This window comes from Escherichia sp. 20412-1, assembly GCF_003027595.1.
GTDB lineage: Bacteria > Pseudomonadota > Gammaproteobacteria > Enterobacterales > Enterobacteriaceae > Escherichia > Escherichia marmotae.
The window spans coordinates 1-14127 of sequence record NZ_PYQM01000003.1 but is presented as its reverse complement, the minus strand read 5'-3'; the positions used below and the strand labels follow the sequence as shown (position 1 = coordinate 14127).

At 50.0% G+C, this 14127-nt stretch carries 15 protein-coding genes and 1 pseudogene; 6 read left to right on the top strand and 10 right to left on the bottom strand.

The window, feature by feature from the left end; translation table 11 throughout:
- Nucleotides 1–64 precede the first annotated feature (64 nt).
- Genes citT through citC form a run of 7 tightly spaced genes read right to left on the bottom strand, consistent with a single transcriptional unit; the run spans nucleotide 65 to nucleotide 6804 of the window.
- Nucleotides 65–1528, bottom strand: a complete 1464-nt coding sequence (gene citT, locus C7B16_RS03150) for a citrate/succinate antiporter CitT (protein WP_000050312.1) — start codon at nucleotides 1526–1528, stop codon at nucleotides 65–67.
- A gap of 50 nt (nucleotides 1529–1578) precedes the next feature.
- A complete protein-coding gene (citG, locus tag C7B16_RS03145; RefSeq protein ID WP_000062439.1) occupies nucleotides 1579–2457 on the bottom strand; it encodes a triphosphoribosyl-dephospho-CoA synthase CitG in 879 nt (292 codons plus the stop codon).
- On the bottom strand, nucleotides 2432–2983 hold the full coding sequence (gene citX / locus C7B16_RS03140) for a citrate lyase holo-[acyl-carrier protein] synthase (protein WP_107179350.1): 552 nt from the start codon (nucleotides 2981–2983) through the stop codon (nucleotides 2432–2434). The genes citG and citX overlap by 26 nt, the downstream gene beginning before the upstream one ends.
- A 3-nt stretch (nucleotides 2984–2986) precedes the next feature.
- Nucleotides 2987–4519, bottom strand: coding sequence for a citrate lyase subunit alpha (gene citF / locus C7B16_RS03135; protein ID WP_000149038.1), 1533 nt, complete (start codon nucleotides 4517–4519; stop codon nucleotides 2987–2989).
- Between the two features lie 10 nt (nucleotides 4520–4529).
- Nucleotides 4530–5438 (bottom strand): citrate (pro-3S)-lyase subunit beta, encoded by a 909-nt coding sequence (citE, locus tag C7B16_RS03130; RefSeq protein ID WP_000622357.1) that lies wholly within the window; start codon nucleotides 5436–5438, stop codon nucleotides 4530–4532.
- A complete protein-coding gene (citD, locus tag C7B16_RS03125; protein ID WP_000700699.1) occupies nucleotides 5435–5731 on the bottom strand; it encodes a citrate lyase acyl carrier protein in 297 nt (98 codons plus the stop codon). Before citD ends, citE begins: the two co-directional genes overlap by 4 nt.
- 14 nt (nucleotides 5732–5745) lie before the next feature.
- The gene (citC, locus tag C7B16_RS03120; RefSeq protein ID WP_000467718.1) at nucleotides 5746–6804 is read right to left on the bottom strand and encodes a [citrate (pro-3S)-lyase] ligase; all 1059 of its coding nucleotides are present in this window, start codon (nucleotides 6802–6804) and stop codon (nucleotides 5746–5748) included.
- 367 nt (nucleotides 6805–7171) lie between these two features.
- On the opposite strand from citC, the gene dpiB reads away from it, so the two are divergent.
- Both dpiB and dpiA read left to right on the top strand, forming a co-directional pair.
- Nucleotides 7172–8830 (top strand): sensor histidine kinase DpiB, encoded by a 1659-nt coding sequence (gene dpiB / locus C7B16_RS03110; protein WP_000938914.1) that lies wholly within the window; start codon nucleotides 7172–7174, stop codon nucleotides 8828–8830.
- Entirely contained in the window at nucleotides 8799–9479 is a 681-nt protein-coding gene (dpiA, locus tag C7B16_RS03105; protein WP_000126491.1) for a two-component response regulator DpiA, read from the top strand. Before dpiB ends, dpiA begins: the two co-directional genes overlap by 32 nt.
- A gap of 37 nt (nucleotides 9480–9516) precedes the next feature.
- Here the strand turns inward: dpiA and dcuC are convergent, their stop codons facing one another.
- Nucleotides 9517–10902, bottom strand: a complete 1386-nt coding sequence (gene dcuC / locus C7B16_RS03100) for an anaerobic C4-dicarboxylate transporter DcuC (protein WP_107179348.1) — start codon at nucleotides 10900–10902, stop codon at nucleotides 9517–9519.
- A 573-nt stretch (nucleotides 10903–11475) separates the two neighbouring features.
- Here dcuC and pagP point away from each other — a divergent pair.
- Together pagP and cspE are read left to right on the top strand one after the other, a co-directional pair.
- A pseudogene (gene pagP, locus C7B16_RS03090) lies at nucleotides 11476–11906 on the top strand (lipid IV(A) palmitoyltransferase PagP).
- A 174-nt stretch (nucleotides 11907–12080) separates the two neighbouring features.
- Nucleotides 12081–12290 carry a transcription antiterminator/RNA stability regulator CspE gene (cspE, locus tag C7B16_RS03085; protein WP_000034825.1) on the top strand — a complete coding sequence of 70 codons (210 nt, stop codon included), beginning with the start codon at nucleotides 12081–12083 and terminating at the stop codon, nucleotides 12288–12290.
- A 53-nt stretch (nucleotides 12291–12343) separates the two neighbouring features.
- Here cspE and crcB read toward each other — a convergent pair whose 3' ends face one another.
- Nucleotides 12344–12727, bottom strand: a complete 384-nt coding sequence (gene crcB / locus C7B16_RS03080; protein ID WP_000939738.1) for a fluoride efflux transporter CrcB — start codon at nucleotides 12725–12727, stop codon at nucleotides 12344–12346.
- A 92-nt stretch (nucleotides 12728–12819) separates the two neighbouring features.
- Between crcB and C7B16_RS03075 the strand changes: the two genes are divergently transcribed.
- Together C7B16_RS03075 and tatE are read left to right on the top strand one after the other, a co-directional pair.
- A complete protein-coding gene (locus C7B16_RS03075; RefSeq protein ID WP_000959110.1) occupies nucleotides 12820–13608 on the top strand; it encodes a deaminated glutathione amidase in 789 nt (262 codons plus the stop codon).
- 128 nt (nucleotides 13609–13736) lie between these two features.
- Nucleotides 13737–13940 carry a twin-arginine translocase subunit TatE gene (gene tatE / locus C7B16_RS03070; RefSeq protein ID WP_000503933.1) on the top strand — a complete coding sequence of 68 codons (204 nt, stop codon included), beginning with the start codon at nucleotides 13737–13739 and terminating at the stop codon, nucleotides 13938–13940.
- A gap of 73 nt (nucleotides 13941–14013) precedes the next feature.
- On the opposite strand, the gene C7B16_RS25185 is transcribed toward tatE, so the two are convergent.
- Nucleotides 14014–14127: hypothetical protein (locus C7B16_RS25185; RefSeq protein WP_224481887.1), on the bottom strand; the 114-nt coding region annotated here is incomplete at its 5' end.

The following is a 14127-nucleotide window of genomic DNA, read 5'->3' as shown; positions in this document are numbered from 1 at the left end:
AAAAAGCCCGCCGGGTGGGCTTACCTGGCGGGCGTGATGATTTATTCAGCGTTTGGCGAACGTATTAGTTCCACATTGCCAGAATTGGCCAGCCAACCAACAGCAACATGGCGATGTAAATGACCCCGAAGATGGCACCCAGACGCCAGTAATCTTTCGATTTCACATAGCCGCAGCCGTAAATAATAACTCCTGGGCCAGTTGCATATGGAGTCAGGCAGCCCATGATACCGATAGACAGAACCAGCAGGATACACAGTTGTTCCATCGGTACGCCCGGAATACCTTTACCGACGGCCAGAATCACCGGCAGCATGGTTGCGGTATGCGCAGACAGGCTGGCAAACAGGTAGTGCGCAAAGTAGAACACCAGAACCAGTACAATCACTGTCGCGTTTGGTGAGAAACCTTCCAGGTGCGTACTCATGGTGTTGGCAAACCAGTCGATAAAGCCAGAACGGGTCAGGCCATTAGCCATGACAACCAGTGTTGCCAGGTTAACCAGCGTGTTCCATGCGCTGTTATAGCGGGTAATGTCTTTCCACGGCACAACGTGCAGCGCCAGCATCAGCGAAACCGCCAGCAGGCCAACAGCAGTGGCGTTAATGACTTCACTACCAAATACCCATAAACCCAAACTAAGCAGAACAAGACCAATCAGCGTCCACTCTCTGCGAGTCAGGCGACCCATTGTTTTCAGTTCGTCACCCGCCCAGGTTGCCACTTCTTCACTATGAGTGACTTCCGGTTTGTACAGTACATAGGAAAGCCACGGCGCAATGATAAGTAAGATAACGCCAACTGGCAGGAAGCAGAGGAACCACTGCAACCAGCTAATCTGGATACCGGCAATTTTGCTGACAAACTCCAGACCCAGCACGTTCGGTGCAGCACCGGTGACAAACATGGAGGAACTCAGACTGGTACTGATGACCATCATCCACATTAAATAACCGCCAATACGACGTGCAGACGGATCGTTCGGGAATGATTTAAACAGTGGCGGCAGGTTTTTAATGACCGGGAAAACGGTCCCACCTGTACGTGCGGTGTTAGACGGTGTAAATGGTGCCAGCAGAATATCGATGATGACAATCGCATAACCCAACGTCAGTGTGCGTTTCCCCATGAATTTCACCAGGAAAAGGGCGATACGACGACCTAATCCGGAAACTTCATACCCTAATGCAAAGATAAATGCGCCAAATACCAACCAGACAGTGGTACTGGAAAAACCAGCCAGTCCCCATTTCAGCGCCTGTTTTTGGGCATTAAAAGCGGGGTTAGCTAATTCTTTGGCGTCAAAGAGCAGATAATTACTGCCAATAACGCAAATAGTTACTGCAATAAAACTGATTGCTGTTGCCGGAATTGGCTCGAGGATCATACCGACAATCATTGCCACAAACACGGCGAAGTAATGCCATGCCTGCGGCGGCATACCGTCGGGTACAGGGATAAGAAACATGACGCCCATCACCACCAGTGGGGCCAATAATTTCCATATCTTATCTTTTGCTAAAGACATACGGGTTCTCCGAAAATTAATATTTCCAAATTTATCAAGTGCTTAAATTTTTAAATCTGTGCTAAAAACCAGGTAAGAATCAGCAGGTCGGCGCTGCCGCCTGGGCTGAGATTTCGTTCGATACACTCCCTGTCGAACTGCCGGAGATAATCGAGATCGGCGGGGGTTCGGATGCCCCCTTTTTGCAATAGTGTTTGCGCCTGGCGTTGTAGCCAGCGCAGCCCCCCTTCGCCACCGCGTGATGCAACGTTGGTATCGCCGTTCATCGCCATCAGCAGCAGTAAGGTATCGAGCAATGCCAGTTCAGGATCTAACCCCTGATCCAGCAGAGTGAGGTAGTGCGGCAGGGCGTGGTTGATCACCAGCGGATAACCCGCTTCGGCTTCGCCGCGCGCGCCGGTTAGGCCAAGTTGTTGATACAACCGTTGACCTGCCGTCAGTTGTTGATTATTGGTACGTAGTTCGCGATCGGTCAGACCGCGGCAGAAACTTGCCGCCGTCGCACAAACGGTTTTGGGCGTTACCGGCTGGTTGAGCTGATGCAAACGACCAATCGCCGCACACAGTAGCCCTAAAGAAAAAATGCTGCCTTTATGGGTGTTTACGCCCGCAGTGGCGCGGAACATATCGCCTTCGCAGGCCATACCAATTGGGCGTAATCCGTTGAGTACCGCTTCCGGTGCCATTTCTGCGCTACAGGCACCAAATTCAATGAAACGCGGTAACCAGCCCTGAATTGCCAGTGCGCTACGGTGGAAATCTTCCAGCGCCATATCTTTGTGCGCACCGCAGTTAATGCGATCCACCAGGCCAGGTTTTGGTGACAGATTGACTTCAGTCAGCATGGCGCGCCAGCCCAGCAGGGCGTAGTCATCGATTAATGACGCAGCAAGCTTTGTGGTTTTAGTTGACGTTGCAGGCATCGACATCGTTCAGCAGCGCCTCCATGCGGTTGAGTAAATCGGTCAGTTGATGGGTTTTCCCACGCGCGCAAACAGCCGCGCTTTGTTCGCACAACAGGCAGCGGCGAGGCGGTAGTGAATAATTGCGGCGGGAGAGAATTTCGCCTTCGGGCGTCAGCACATCGATATCCCACAAACGCCCGAGAGGATGACTATGCTCAAGCTCAATGGTCACGAGCTTGAGGTCGCGAGCCGGGGCGGCAATGCTCAACATGCCCTCCGGCCCGCTGGCAGAAACCAGTGCAGCCTGCTCCTGAATTTGCCAGCCCTGTTTTGTGGCTAAGGCATGCAGGGCAGTTACGCCATGATTAAAAATACGGCGTGTGACCTCGCTGTCTTTAATCGGCCCAGGCGCAACCACGGTAAAGGAGACCAGTGGAACAGGATGGCGCTTGAGCCAGGCGTGTTGCCGTGCTTGCCTTTCATCCCGGCTGATGAGCAACTCGGGAATCGAAACCGCATGGTGGCTGGCGAGTTCAGGGAGCAGGTGCATGGCTTATTCCTTCACCTGATGTACAACATCAATCACCGAGCCATCGCGGTAACGCACGACGGCAACGACGCGGTCGGTGAATTCAATCGGCTGTGGTTCACCGGTCAGCAGACGCGCACGTTCACGCAGCCACTCAATGGAAACCACTTTAATTCCCGCTTCCTGCAGACGTTCTGCCAGTTCCGGACGTGCCGGGTTAACAGCGATACCGTGGTCGGTGACCAGAATATCGACGCTGGAGCCAGGGGTAATGCAGGTCAGCACGTTATCCACCAGAGTTGGAATACGACCGCGAACCAGTGGCGCGACGATGATGGAAAGCGCAGAGGCAATTGCGGTATCGCAGTGACCGCCGGAAGCACCGCGCAGTACGCCGTCAGAACCAGTCAGCACGTTAACGTTGAACTGGGTGTCAATTTCCAGCGCGCTCAGTACCACTACATCGAGACGATCAACTGATGCACCTTTAGAACCCCAGTTGGCATACTGGTTGGCGCTGATTTCGATGTGATTCGGGTTACGGGCCAGGGATTGTGCGGCGTGGCTGTCAAAGCTCTGTACGTCCAACAGTTTGCGGATCAGACCTTTTTCATGCAGATCAACCATCGTGGCGGTGATGCCGCCGAGGGCGAAATCGGCGCGAATGTCACGGCTACGCATTTTGTCTTCCAGGAAACGCGTTACCGCCAGCGATGCGCCGCCAGTGCCGGTTTGCATGGAGAAACCTTCTTTGAAGTAGCCGGAGTTGACAATCACGTCCGCGGCGCTGCGGGCAATCAGCAGTTCGCGCGGGTTCGTGGTCATACGGGTCGCGCCAGCGCCGATTTTCGCGGCATCACCAACACGATCAACTTTGACGATCAGATCAACCTGATCCTGTTCAATGCTTGCCGGGTTATGCGGATAAGGCAGCAGCTCTTCGGTGAGCATCACGACCTGTTTTGCATTGTCGGCATCGACCATCGCATAGCCGAGGGAGCCGCAGCAGGCTTTGCCAGTGTAGCCGTTGGCATTACCGAACTCATCACAGGATGGGACGCCGAGGAAGGCCACATCGATGTTCAGTTCACCGCTCTGCACCAAATGCACACGACCGCCGTGGGAGTGGATTTGCACTGGTTCAGCCAGCAGACCACGGGAGATTTCTTCTGCCAGTGGGCCGCGCAGACCGGAAGTATAAATACGGGTTACCACGCCCTGACGAATATGTTCTACCAGTGGCGCGTGGCAATCACTCAGGGAACTGGATGCCAGGGTCAGGTTTTTAAAGCCCATTTTCGCGATGACGTCCATCACCATGTTGACGGTCAGGTCACCACCGCGGAAAGCGTGGTGGAAAGAGACGGTCATGCCATCTTGCAAACCAGAACGACGAATCGCTTCTTCCAGGTTGGCGCACAGTTTGCGATCGCGCGCTTTTTCTGCCTGATAAGTTTGTTTCGGTGAGTTCTGGAAAGCGGCAAGATCGCATTCAGCGTGACGATTCCAGGCCGCTACCCGTTCTTGTCGTTGAGATTGTTCAATTTTATGCGTCATTTTGATTGCCTTATTCTTCGCGGATGCCGGAAAGTTCTGCGCGGGAGAGCACCAGACGGGCGCGATCGATAACCGGACCGTCAACCATCTTGCCGTTCAGAGAAACCACACCGAGGCCTTCGCGAGCAGCGGCTTCAGCGGCTTCTACGACGCGGCGTGCGTGATCCACTTCTTTCTGGGTTGGTGCGTAGAGGTTGTGCAGCAGATCAATCTGACGCGGGTTGATCAGCGATTTGCCATCAAAGCCCAGTTGCTTGATGTGGGCAGCTTCTTGCAGGAATCCGGCTTCGTTGTTGGCGTCGGAATAGACGGTGTCAAACGCCTGAATACCGGCAGAGCGCGCGGCCTGCAAAATGGAGCAGCGAGCAAACAACAGCTCAGTTCCTTCCGGGGAGCGTTCTGTACGCAGGTTGCGCACATAGTCCTCTGCGCCCAGCGCGATACCGATTAAGCGCTCGGAAGCGTGAGCGATTTCTACCGCGCGGGTAATGCCCAGCGGAGATTCAATCGCTGCCAGCAGACCGGTACTACCCGGTTCACGACCGCAGGCTTTTTCAATGCGCAGGATTTCTTTCTCGATATCCAGAACGTCCTGAGCGGTATCGGTTTTCGGCAGACGTACAACGTCTGCGCCGCCGCGGACGACAGCTTCCAGGTCGTTAACGCCCCATTCAGAATCCAGCGCGTTAACACGCACGATGGTTTCGATATCGCGATACAGTGGGTGTTGCAGCGCGTGGTAGACCATGCGGCGAGCGGTGTCTTTTTCGCGCAGTGCCACGGAGTCTTCGAGATCGAACATCAGGGCATCAGCCGGGTAGATGAAAGAGTTGCTGACCATCGCGGCATTAGCGCCAGGTACGAACAACATGCTGCGGCGGGTGCGGGTTTTACGTTGTTGCAACGAAGCGGAAATCATTGGCAATCCTCCCATGGCAGAGCCGGGATACCGCTGGCGCGCGCCAGCAGAGCTTCCAGTCGTGCACGTAAAATGCAGTCCAGTGCGCCTTTGTCATCGACATTTAGCTGTACGCCGCGCACGTTATAGCGGGCAAGAACGTCCAGAATGGTGCTACGAATTGCATCGCCAAACTGTTTCTCAACGCTGCTGTTGATTTGCAGGTCGATATCCTGCGTATCGAGTGGGGCGATGCGTATCATCACATCCCCAGACTCTAGGGTGCCTGCAACGGCGGGCTGGTTTATTTTCATTTTTCACCTGTTTTTTATGCGGGGGTCTTTTGACGAACTGCCGCGTCGTGGCGGGAGTGTTCAAGCAGATTCTGCAAGTAATGCAGCGTGGCTGCCGGGACCAGCGGCGCGATAGCCGTGAGATCGTTTTTCACCAGTAGTTGGCGCACCCGTGAAGCGGATATCGGCATCTCCTGGTAACGCAGTCGCTCAATTTCAACCAGTTCGATGGGCGGTGCTGAGATAGTCGGTGTTTCCAGCCAGTAGCGCATATCCTGGTTGTACTGGGCGGTCACGCGACAATACGGTTCAGTACCGACAAAGCGGTGGGTTACGCCAAGCGCAGGAGCGAGGTACTGACGGAAAATCTTCAGATCAATTTCGGTGTAACAATGGTTAATGACGCTCTGTTCTTTAATGAAGTAGCAAGGGAACGTGGCGCGGGAAATGATGTACTCGGAACCGCGATGCACTGTCAGGCGCGGAATATCAGCGGTGCCTTTCAACACCAAATCCAGCCGGTCTTCATAGGGAAAGCGCGAAGAATCTTCTTTGACTAAAAATAGATGCAGCCAGTCGCACTGTGCTGCGGCTTGTTGAATCAGATAACGGTGGCCGTTGGTAAAGGGATTGGCGTTCATCACTATGCAGCCAATCTTCTTCCCTTCATGACGAAATTTTTTCAGCGATTCAGCATAGCGTTTCAGCCGCGTGGCACTGTTTTCCATCAGTACCATCACGCCTGGTACGCTGGTCAGCGTGGAGAAACCGCACTGGCGGAACAGCGCTTCGTATTCGGTTTTGGTATAAATAAACAGATGTGTGCAGTGCCGTTCATAGGCGAGGTTTATTAGTTCGGTGGCTAATGTCAGCGCCAGTCCTTCACCGCGAACAGATTCACTGATAGCCACGCACTTAATAATATTTCCGGCAATTCCACCGCAAGCGATAAGTTTTTCATTGCGGGTTACGGTAATAAATACTTCGACTGTTGTGTCAACGCTCAAATCATTTTCATGTAGAAATTGCGCGATTTCCGCCATTTTTTTATTTTCTGAACGTTTTACCCGGGTGAAAATATCATTGCCGAACATAATAAGTCGTATCCTGAAGGTATGTGTTGTTATCAATTTGCAATGAATGTTGCAAGTTGGTAATCATTTATTTTCAGTTGGGAGAAAGGGCTGCGAGTGAGGTATATCTGTTTCTCCTTTTGCTATACATCCTAAGGAGTATTGCAGTGAGAAATTTTGATTTATTTCACATAGAGTTAGTGGTTTTTTATTTATTTAATGGTTTTAAGTTTTTTAATTAATGTAATTGCGAATTGGCGCGTGGTTTTAAGTTGTTTAATTGATTTAATGAATGAATTTTGCCACGATTATATTTTATTTTCATCTGTCAAGATTCAACATTTTAATTACATTCACCAAAAACAGGGTTTACCCCGCAAGGAAAACAATGTTGCAGTTTAATGAGAATAAACAGTTTGCTTTTTTCCAACGACTGGCATTTCCGCTGCGTATCTTCCTGCTGATTCTGGTGTTCTCAATATTTGTCATCGCAGCACTGGCGCAATATTTTACGGCCAGTTTCGAGGACTATTTAACGCTCCATGTGCGTGACATGGCAATGAATCAGGCAAAAATTATTGCCTCCAATGACAGCATCATCACGGCGGTTAAAACGCGTGACTACAAACGACTGGCGACCATTGCCAACAAATTACAAAGAGATACTGATTTCGATTATGTGGTGATTGGCGACCGCGACTCGATCCGCCTTTACCATCCTAATCCGGAGAAAATTGGTCATCCTATGCAATTCACCAAACCCGGCGCACTGGAGAAAGGAGAGAGTTACTTCATTACGGGTAAAGGGTCGATAGGTATGGCGATGCGCGCCAAAACACCGATCTTTGATGATGATGACAACGTCATCGGCGTGGTGTCGGTGGGTTATCTGGTCAGTAAAATCGATAGCTGGCGCGCCGAATTTTTATTACCGATGGCAGGCGTGTTTGTCGTGCTGTTGGGCATTCTGATGCTGTTGTCGTGGTTCTTAGCCGCGCATATTCGCCGCCAGATGATGGGGATGGAACCGAAGCAAATTGCGCGCGTGGTTCGTCAGCAAGAGGCGCTATTTAGTTCTGTTTATGAAGGGCTGATTGCGGTGGATCCACATGGTTACATTACCGCCATCAACCGTAACGCAAGAAAGATGCTGGGGCTGAGTTCCCCCGGACGGCAGTGGCTGGGCAGACCCATTGCTGAAGTGGTCAGGCCCGCCGATTTCTTCATCGAGCAGATTGATGAAAAACGCCAGGATGTGGTGACAAATTTTAACGGCCTGAGCGTCATTGCTAATCGGGAAGCTATTCGTTCTGGTGATGATTTGCTGGGGGCAATAATCAGCTTTCGTAGTAAAGACGAAATATCCACCCTTAATGCGCAACTGACGCAAATTAAACAATACGTCGAAAGCCTGCGCACATTGCGTCATGAACATCTCAATTGGATGTCTACGCTCAATGGTCTGTTGCAAATGAAAGAGTATGATCGCGTGCTGGCGATGGTTCAGGGAGAGTCTCAGGCCCAGCAACAGCTTATTGACAGCCTGCGCGAGGCATTTGTCGATCGCCAGGTGGCGGGGTTGCTGTTTGGTAAAGTGCAGCGCGCTCGTGAACTGGGGCTAAAAATGACAATCGTCCCCGGCAGCCAGCTTTCCCAACTGCCGCCAGGGCTGGACAGCACTGAGTTTGCGGCGATTGTGGGCAACTTACTCGACAATGCCTTCGAAGCCAGTCTGCGCAACGATAAAGGGAATAAGATCGTCGAATTATATCTGAGCGACGAAGGCGATGATGTGGTGATTGAAGTGGCCGATCAGGGTTGCGGCGTCCCAGAGTCTCTGCGCGACAAAATATTTGAGCAGGGCGTCAGTACGCGTGCTGATGAACCCGGTGAGCATGGCATTGGGTTGTATCTTATTGCCAGCTATGTAACGCGCTGCGGGGGAGTTATCACTCTCGAAGATAATGATCCCTGCGGTACTTTATTTTCAATCTATATTCCGAAAGTGAAACCTAATGACAGCTCCATTAACTCTATTGATCGTTGAGGACGAGACGCCGCTGGCAGAGATGCATGCGGAATATATTCGTCACATCCCTGGATTCAGTCAGATATTGCTGGCGGGAAACCTGGCGCAGGCCCGAATGATGATCGAGCGTTTTAAGCCGGGGCTTATCTTGCTGGATAACTATCTCCCTGACGGTAGAGGTATTAATTTGCTGCATGAGCTGGTGCAGGCGCATTATCCCGGCGATGTGGTGTTTACTACTGCTGCCAGCGATATGGAAACGGTGTCTGAAGCAGTACGCTGCGGTGTGTTTGATTATCTGATCAAGCCAATTGCTTATGAGCGTCTGGGGCAGACATTGACCCGCTTTCGCCAGCGTAAACATATGCTGGAAAGTATTGATAGTGCCAGTCAAAAGCAAATTGATGAGATGTTTAATGCTTATGCTCGCGGGGAACCGAAGGACGATCTTCCGACCGGTATTGATGCGTTGACACTGAATGCAGTGCGGAAACTTTTCAAAGAGCCGGATGTGCAACATACGGCGGAGACGGTAGCACAGGCATTGACCATCAGCCGCACTACCGCCAGACGTTATCTCGAATATTGTGCCAGCCGCCATCTGGTTATTGCCGAGATTGTTCACGGCAAAGTCGGCAGACCGCAGCGTATTTACCACAGTGGGTGAAGAGAGTGCCGGAGGAAGCACGCCTCCGGCCAGAGAATTACTTACCAGTAACGGCGGCGGTTGTACCGGGGACCATCAACTCCGTGGCCACGATGACAATTACCAGCCCAACAAGCACCGGCACCGAGGTGCGTTTTACCACTTCAAAAGGTGAAATTTTCGCCATTCCGGCAACCGCAACCACCACGCCAGAGACTGGCGAAAGTGTACGACCCAGGTTTGATGCTTGTAGCATCGGAATTGTCAGGTATGCCGGGTTAATTCCGGAAGAGTGCGCCAGTTTCGGGATCATCTCAACGAATGCATAGAACGGCGCATTGCCGGAACCAGTAGTCACCGCCGCCAGCATCGTCAGGATAACCAGCACCAGCATGAGGATAATGCTCGCTGAACCGAATGAGGTAGCGATTGAGATCAGGCTCTGGATAAAGCCAATGGTGCTAAGGCCCTGGGCAAAAACACCGGCGGCAACTAATAGCATTACCACGTTAGCGAAGGCATCAGCCATGCCACGATAAGCCACTTCCAGGCCAGAAAAGACTTTTTGCGTATTAAAGCTGCGAATAAATTCCAGAATGGAGGCAATTAGCATACATATCACCAGAATGGTGATGATGTGCAATTGCGGCTCCCATTTGCCGTCAAAAAACAGCACGCCAATGATTGGGGTGAACGGCAGAATGGCGTAAAACGCAGGAGCGGTGGTCGTGATTTCGCTGACATCTAACATTTCATGGGAAATATGCTCTTTGTTGTCCAGATAGCGCTGCCAGAAAAAGTGGGCAATCGCCATGCCGATAATTGCAGCAATTGAGATTGGCAGTGTCGTTTTGAAGGCGAAGTCAATTAACGGCATTTCGGAAGCCTGCGCCGCCAGTACCACATCACCTGAAGTCGGCGCGAGAATAATCGCCGCAGGTGAGGCACAAATGGCAGCCGCCGCGCCGCGACTGATACCAACGTTCACCATGACCGGGAACAGCGTTGCCATCAGTAAAACGCCCAGGCCGGTTGCGGAGGAAACTGCCAGTGACATCAGACAGGCAACAAAATAGGCGGCAATCATCAGCAGGTAAGGGGAGTTAATGTACTGCAATGGTTTTGACGCCAGTTTGACGACCATATCGTTTGCGCCGATATGGGTCATGTAAGCGGCAAAGCCACACAGCATCATGATCATCATGCCGAGGTCGCCACCGCGACTCATCAGTAATATTTTAATGTATTCAACGATATCCGTGGCGCTGTAGCCCGTTGAAGTCTGGCTGGATGGTAAAACTTTGTGCCCCATAATGGCACTGATTATCAGTAATAACAGACCGCCTGCAAATAACACCCCGGTGGCGGAATACCCTTTAATGATGTAGCGAGCTACACCCACAATAACTACAACTCCAATAAGGAGCTCAATAACTGTCAGCATAATTTTTCCTGTTTCCAGACTCCAAGATAAATAATAACAAATTCCTAAAACTAGTGAAAAATATGCCGAACAAATGGGTGGTGAATGCTGATTAAAATCAAGAAAAGCGACCATTAATACATTGATGTTGTTGTTTTTTATACATGAATAACAAAATGAATTTTTATAGTTGGTAATTACCAGTGTGATAATGTGTATTAATTGATAAGTTAATGATGTGATTTTGTTAAATTGCGCGATAGTGGTTTCTTTACTTGTTTAAAAAATATGCGCTCATGTGTGCGCGCTGGTAGTGTTAGTGATATTTATTTGTTAGCTTGTCATTGCATCTGATTAAAAAGCAAGAGATTTTTTCTTTTGTTTATTGCTGTCTATGTCGGGGAAGATTTTTTTTGCTTAAGTTGTCATTTGGAAGGAAATATTGCTTAAGTCTCCAGAATAATTTGGTGATATTTATTTGTGTAAGCCTATAAAATATTAATAGTATTCTTTATGTAGGTGTTAATACGGTTATGTTCATTTTAGTCCAGCTATGCTGGAAGTGAATTTTTGATAAATATTTTATAGTCACTAATGGATATAAGTGAATGTATTACCGTAATTCCCTTTGTTTTTATTAAGTTAATCAGCGTGATGAAATTTCTGCCTGTACAGAACAATGGATTACGACATTTAGAGAGAATGTCGCAGCAACCTGACGGCAGCCAGAACATATGATTTGTATATTCCTGCCATCACCAGGCATGCACGTTTCGCTTACGATAAAGAAAAAGCTGATCGCTATAACTAAAAACGTGGGGCGGCGGTTTCGGTTAGTCGCGTTGGGATGAGAAAGGCAACTGGCACGGTTTGTACGTGATGACATTTGAGGATTCGTGGAATAAATGGGAGCCTGTTGCTGGATAGGGCCGTGAAAGCCGCTGGCTATCTTTCAGATGACTTACATCCCTGGTATCTACAACAATGGCAATGTTTACTTTGCCTGGATGCGGTTTCAGTTTTAGACAAGTTGCGGTTTTATAAAAGCCTTAAAAAACATAATGTAAGGCAAGGAGCATCAAAAATAACGCGACTTTTATCACTTTTTAGCAAAGTTGCACTGGACAAAGCGTACCACAATTGGTGTACTGGTAACCGACACAGCATTTGTGTCTATTTTTCATGTAAAGGTAATTTTGATGTCTAAGATTAAAGGTAACGTTAAGTGGTTTAATGAGTCCAAAGGATTCGGTTTCATTACTCCGGAAGACGGCAGCAAAGACGTGTTTGTACACTTCTCTGCAATCCAGACTAATGGTTTTAAAACTCTTGCTGAAGGTCAGCGCGTAGAGTTCGAAATCACTAACGGTGCCAAAGGCCCTTCTGCTGCAAACGTAATCGCTCTGTAAGATACGTCAGCAAGAATTCAAAACCCGCTTAATCAGCGGGTTTTTTTTTGCCTTTAATGTGCTGTTGACGCCGAAAAAAGCCAGAAAGCCAGCGCGGTCATGGCAAATGAACCTAACAGGTTAACGAAGACGTTCAGTAACGCCCAGCCAAAGCGTCCTTCTTGCAACAAAAATACCACTTCTGCTGAAAATGTAGAGAAAGTCGTCAGCCCGCCACAAAACCCGGTAGTGATTAGCACTTTCCACACGGGATCAATGTTCGTCATCCGGCTAAACCAGGCAAATCCCATTCCAATGATGAATGCCCCAATCAGGTTTGCTGCCAGCGTCCCCAACGGAATAGCCTGATGCAGCGGGTTAAACCGCATACTTAACAGCCATCTCGCCACGCTTCCCGTACCACCGCCAATAAAAACTGCTAAAAGGAGTTGTAACACTGCAAAATCCTGCTATTTGATTTGTATGAGTGATAAGTGTAACGCCGAATAATCGTCGTTGGCGAATTTTACGACTCTGACAGGAGGTAGTAATGCTGGTTGCCGCAGGACAGTTTGCTGTTACATCTGTATGGGAAAAGAACGCTGAAATTTGCGCCTCGTTGATGGCGCAGGCGGCGGAAAGCGATGTCTCTTTGTTTGTCCTGCCGGAAGCCCTGCTGGCACGAGACGATCATGATCCCGATCTGTCTGTTAAATCAGCACAGTTGCTGGAAGGTGAATTTCTCGGACGTTTACTGCGAGAAAGTAAACGTAACATGATGACGACGATTCTGACGATTCATGTTCCTTCAACGCCGGGGCGCGCGTGGAATATGCTGGTGGCCCTCCAGGCGGGAAAAATCATCGCACGTTATGCCAAACTGCATCTTTATGATGCGTTCTCCATTCAGGAATCGCGTCACGTGGATGCCGGGGATATGGTTGCTCCACTGCTGGACGTGGAGGGGATGAAAGTCGGTCTGATGACTTGCTATGATTTGCGTTTCCCGGAGCTGGCGTTGGCACAGGCTTTACAGGGAGCAGAAATCCTTGTACTTCCCGCTGCCTGGGTTCGCGGACCGCTGAAAGAGCATCACTGGTCAACCTTACTCACCGCTCGTGCTCTGGATACCACCTGTTATATGGTGGCGGCGGGGGAGTGTGGTAACAAAAACATCGGGCAAAGCCGTATCATTGATCCTTTTGGTGTCACTATTGCCGCAGCGGCTGAAATGCCTGCACTCATTATGGCGGAAGTGACGCCCGAACGTGTGCGTCAGGTGCGCGCGCAACTCCCCGTCTTAAACAACCGACGGTTTGCGCCGCCGCAATTATTATGATGTTTTTTTACTCGGTGCTTGATTCACCTTGTTACAGATTGCTATTGTGTGCGCGCGTCGAATGACCGTTAATATTCTCTGGTTTTTAAGGCGCGTTCTGCTGCCTGTTTTATGTCAAGAAGGTATCTATGGGTGAGATTAGTATTACCAAACTGCTGGTAGTTGCGGCACTGGTCGTTCTGCTGTTTGGGACTAAGAAGTTACGTACGCTGGGCGGAGACCTTGGAGCGGCCATTAAGGGATTCAAGAAAGCGATGAATGACGACGATGCTGCGGCGAAGAAAAGCGCAGATGTTGATCTTCAGGCTGAAAAGCTCTCTCATAAAGAGTGACGTGGCGAGCAGGACGCTCCCTCAATATCTTGTTCGATAAAAAAACCCGCTTCAGATAGCTAATGCCAGTCAGTTAAGCAACTGACTGGCTCTTTTTCGGGGCTGTGGGGTATTTCCAGGGCCTCTCCTTTACCACTCTCGGGAAGGCCCTTTCCCTTCTTGTCGGTAATTTCACAAGTTGTCCCAT

Coding starts and splice junctions, on each gene's coding strand:
- citT (WP_000050312.1), bottom strand. CDS start 1,528: ATGTCTTTAGCAAAAGATAAGATATGGAAATTATTGGCCCCACTGGTG.
- citG (WP_000062439.1), bottom strand. CDS start 2,457: ATGTCGATGCCTGCAACGTCAACTAAAACCACAAAGCTTGCTGCGTCA.
- citX (WP_107179350.1), bottom strand. CDS start 2,983: ATGCACCTGCTCCCTGAACTCGCCAGCCACCATGCGGTTTCGATTCCC.
- citF (WP_000149038.1), bottom strand. CDS start 4,519: ATGACGCATAAAATTGAACAATCTCAACGACAAGAACGGGTAGCGGCC.
- citE (WP_000622357.1), bottom strand. CDS start 5,438: ATGATTTCCGCTTCGTTGCAACAACGTAAAACCCGCACCCGCCGCAGC.
- citD (WP_000700699.1), bottom strand. CDS start 5,731: ATGAAAATAAACCAGCCCGCCGTTGCAGGCACCCTAGAGTCTGGGGAT.
- citC (WP_000467718.1), bottom strand. CDS start 6,804: ATGTTCGGCAATGATATTTTCACCCGGGTAAAACGTTCAGAAAATAAA.
- dpiB (WP_000938914.1), top strand. CDS start 7,172: ATGTTGCAGTTTAATGAGAATAAACAGTTTGCTTTTTTCCAACGACTG.
- dpiA (WP_000126491.1), top strand. CDS start 8,799: ATGACAGCTCCATTAACTCTATTGATCGTTGAGGACGAGACGCCGCTG.
- dcuC (WP_107179348.1), bottom strand. CDS start 10,902: ATGCTGACAGTTATTGAGCTCCTTATTGGAGTTGTAGTTATTGTGGGT.
- cspE (WP_000034825.1), top strand. CDS start 12,081: ATGTCTAAGATTAAAGGTAACGTTAAGTGGTTTAATGAGTCCAAAGGA.
- C7B16_RS03075 (WP_000959110.1), top strand. CDS start 12,820: ATGCTGGTTGCCGCAGGACAGTTTGCTGTTACATCTGTATGGGAAAAG.
- tatE (WP_000503933.1), top strand. CDS start 13,737: ATGGGTGAGATTAGTATTACCAAACTGCTGGTAGTTGCGGCACTGGTC.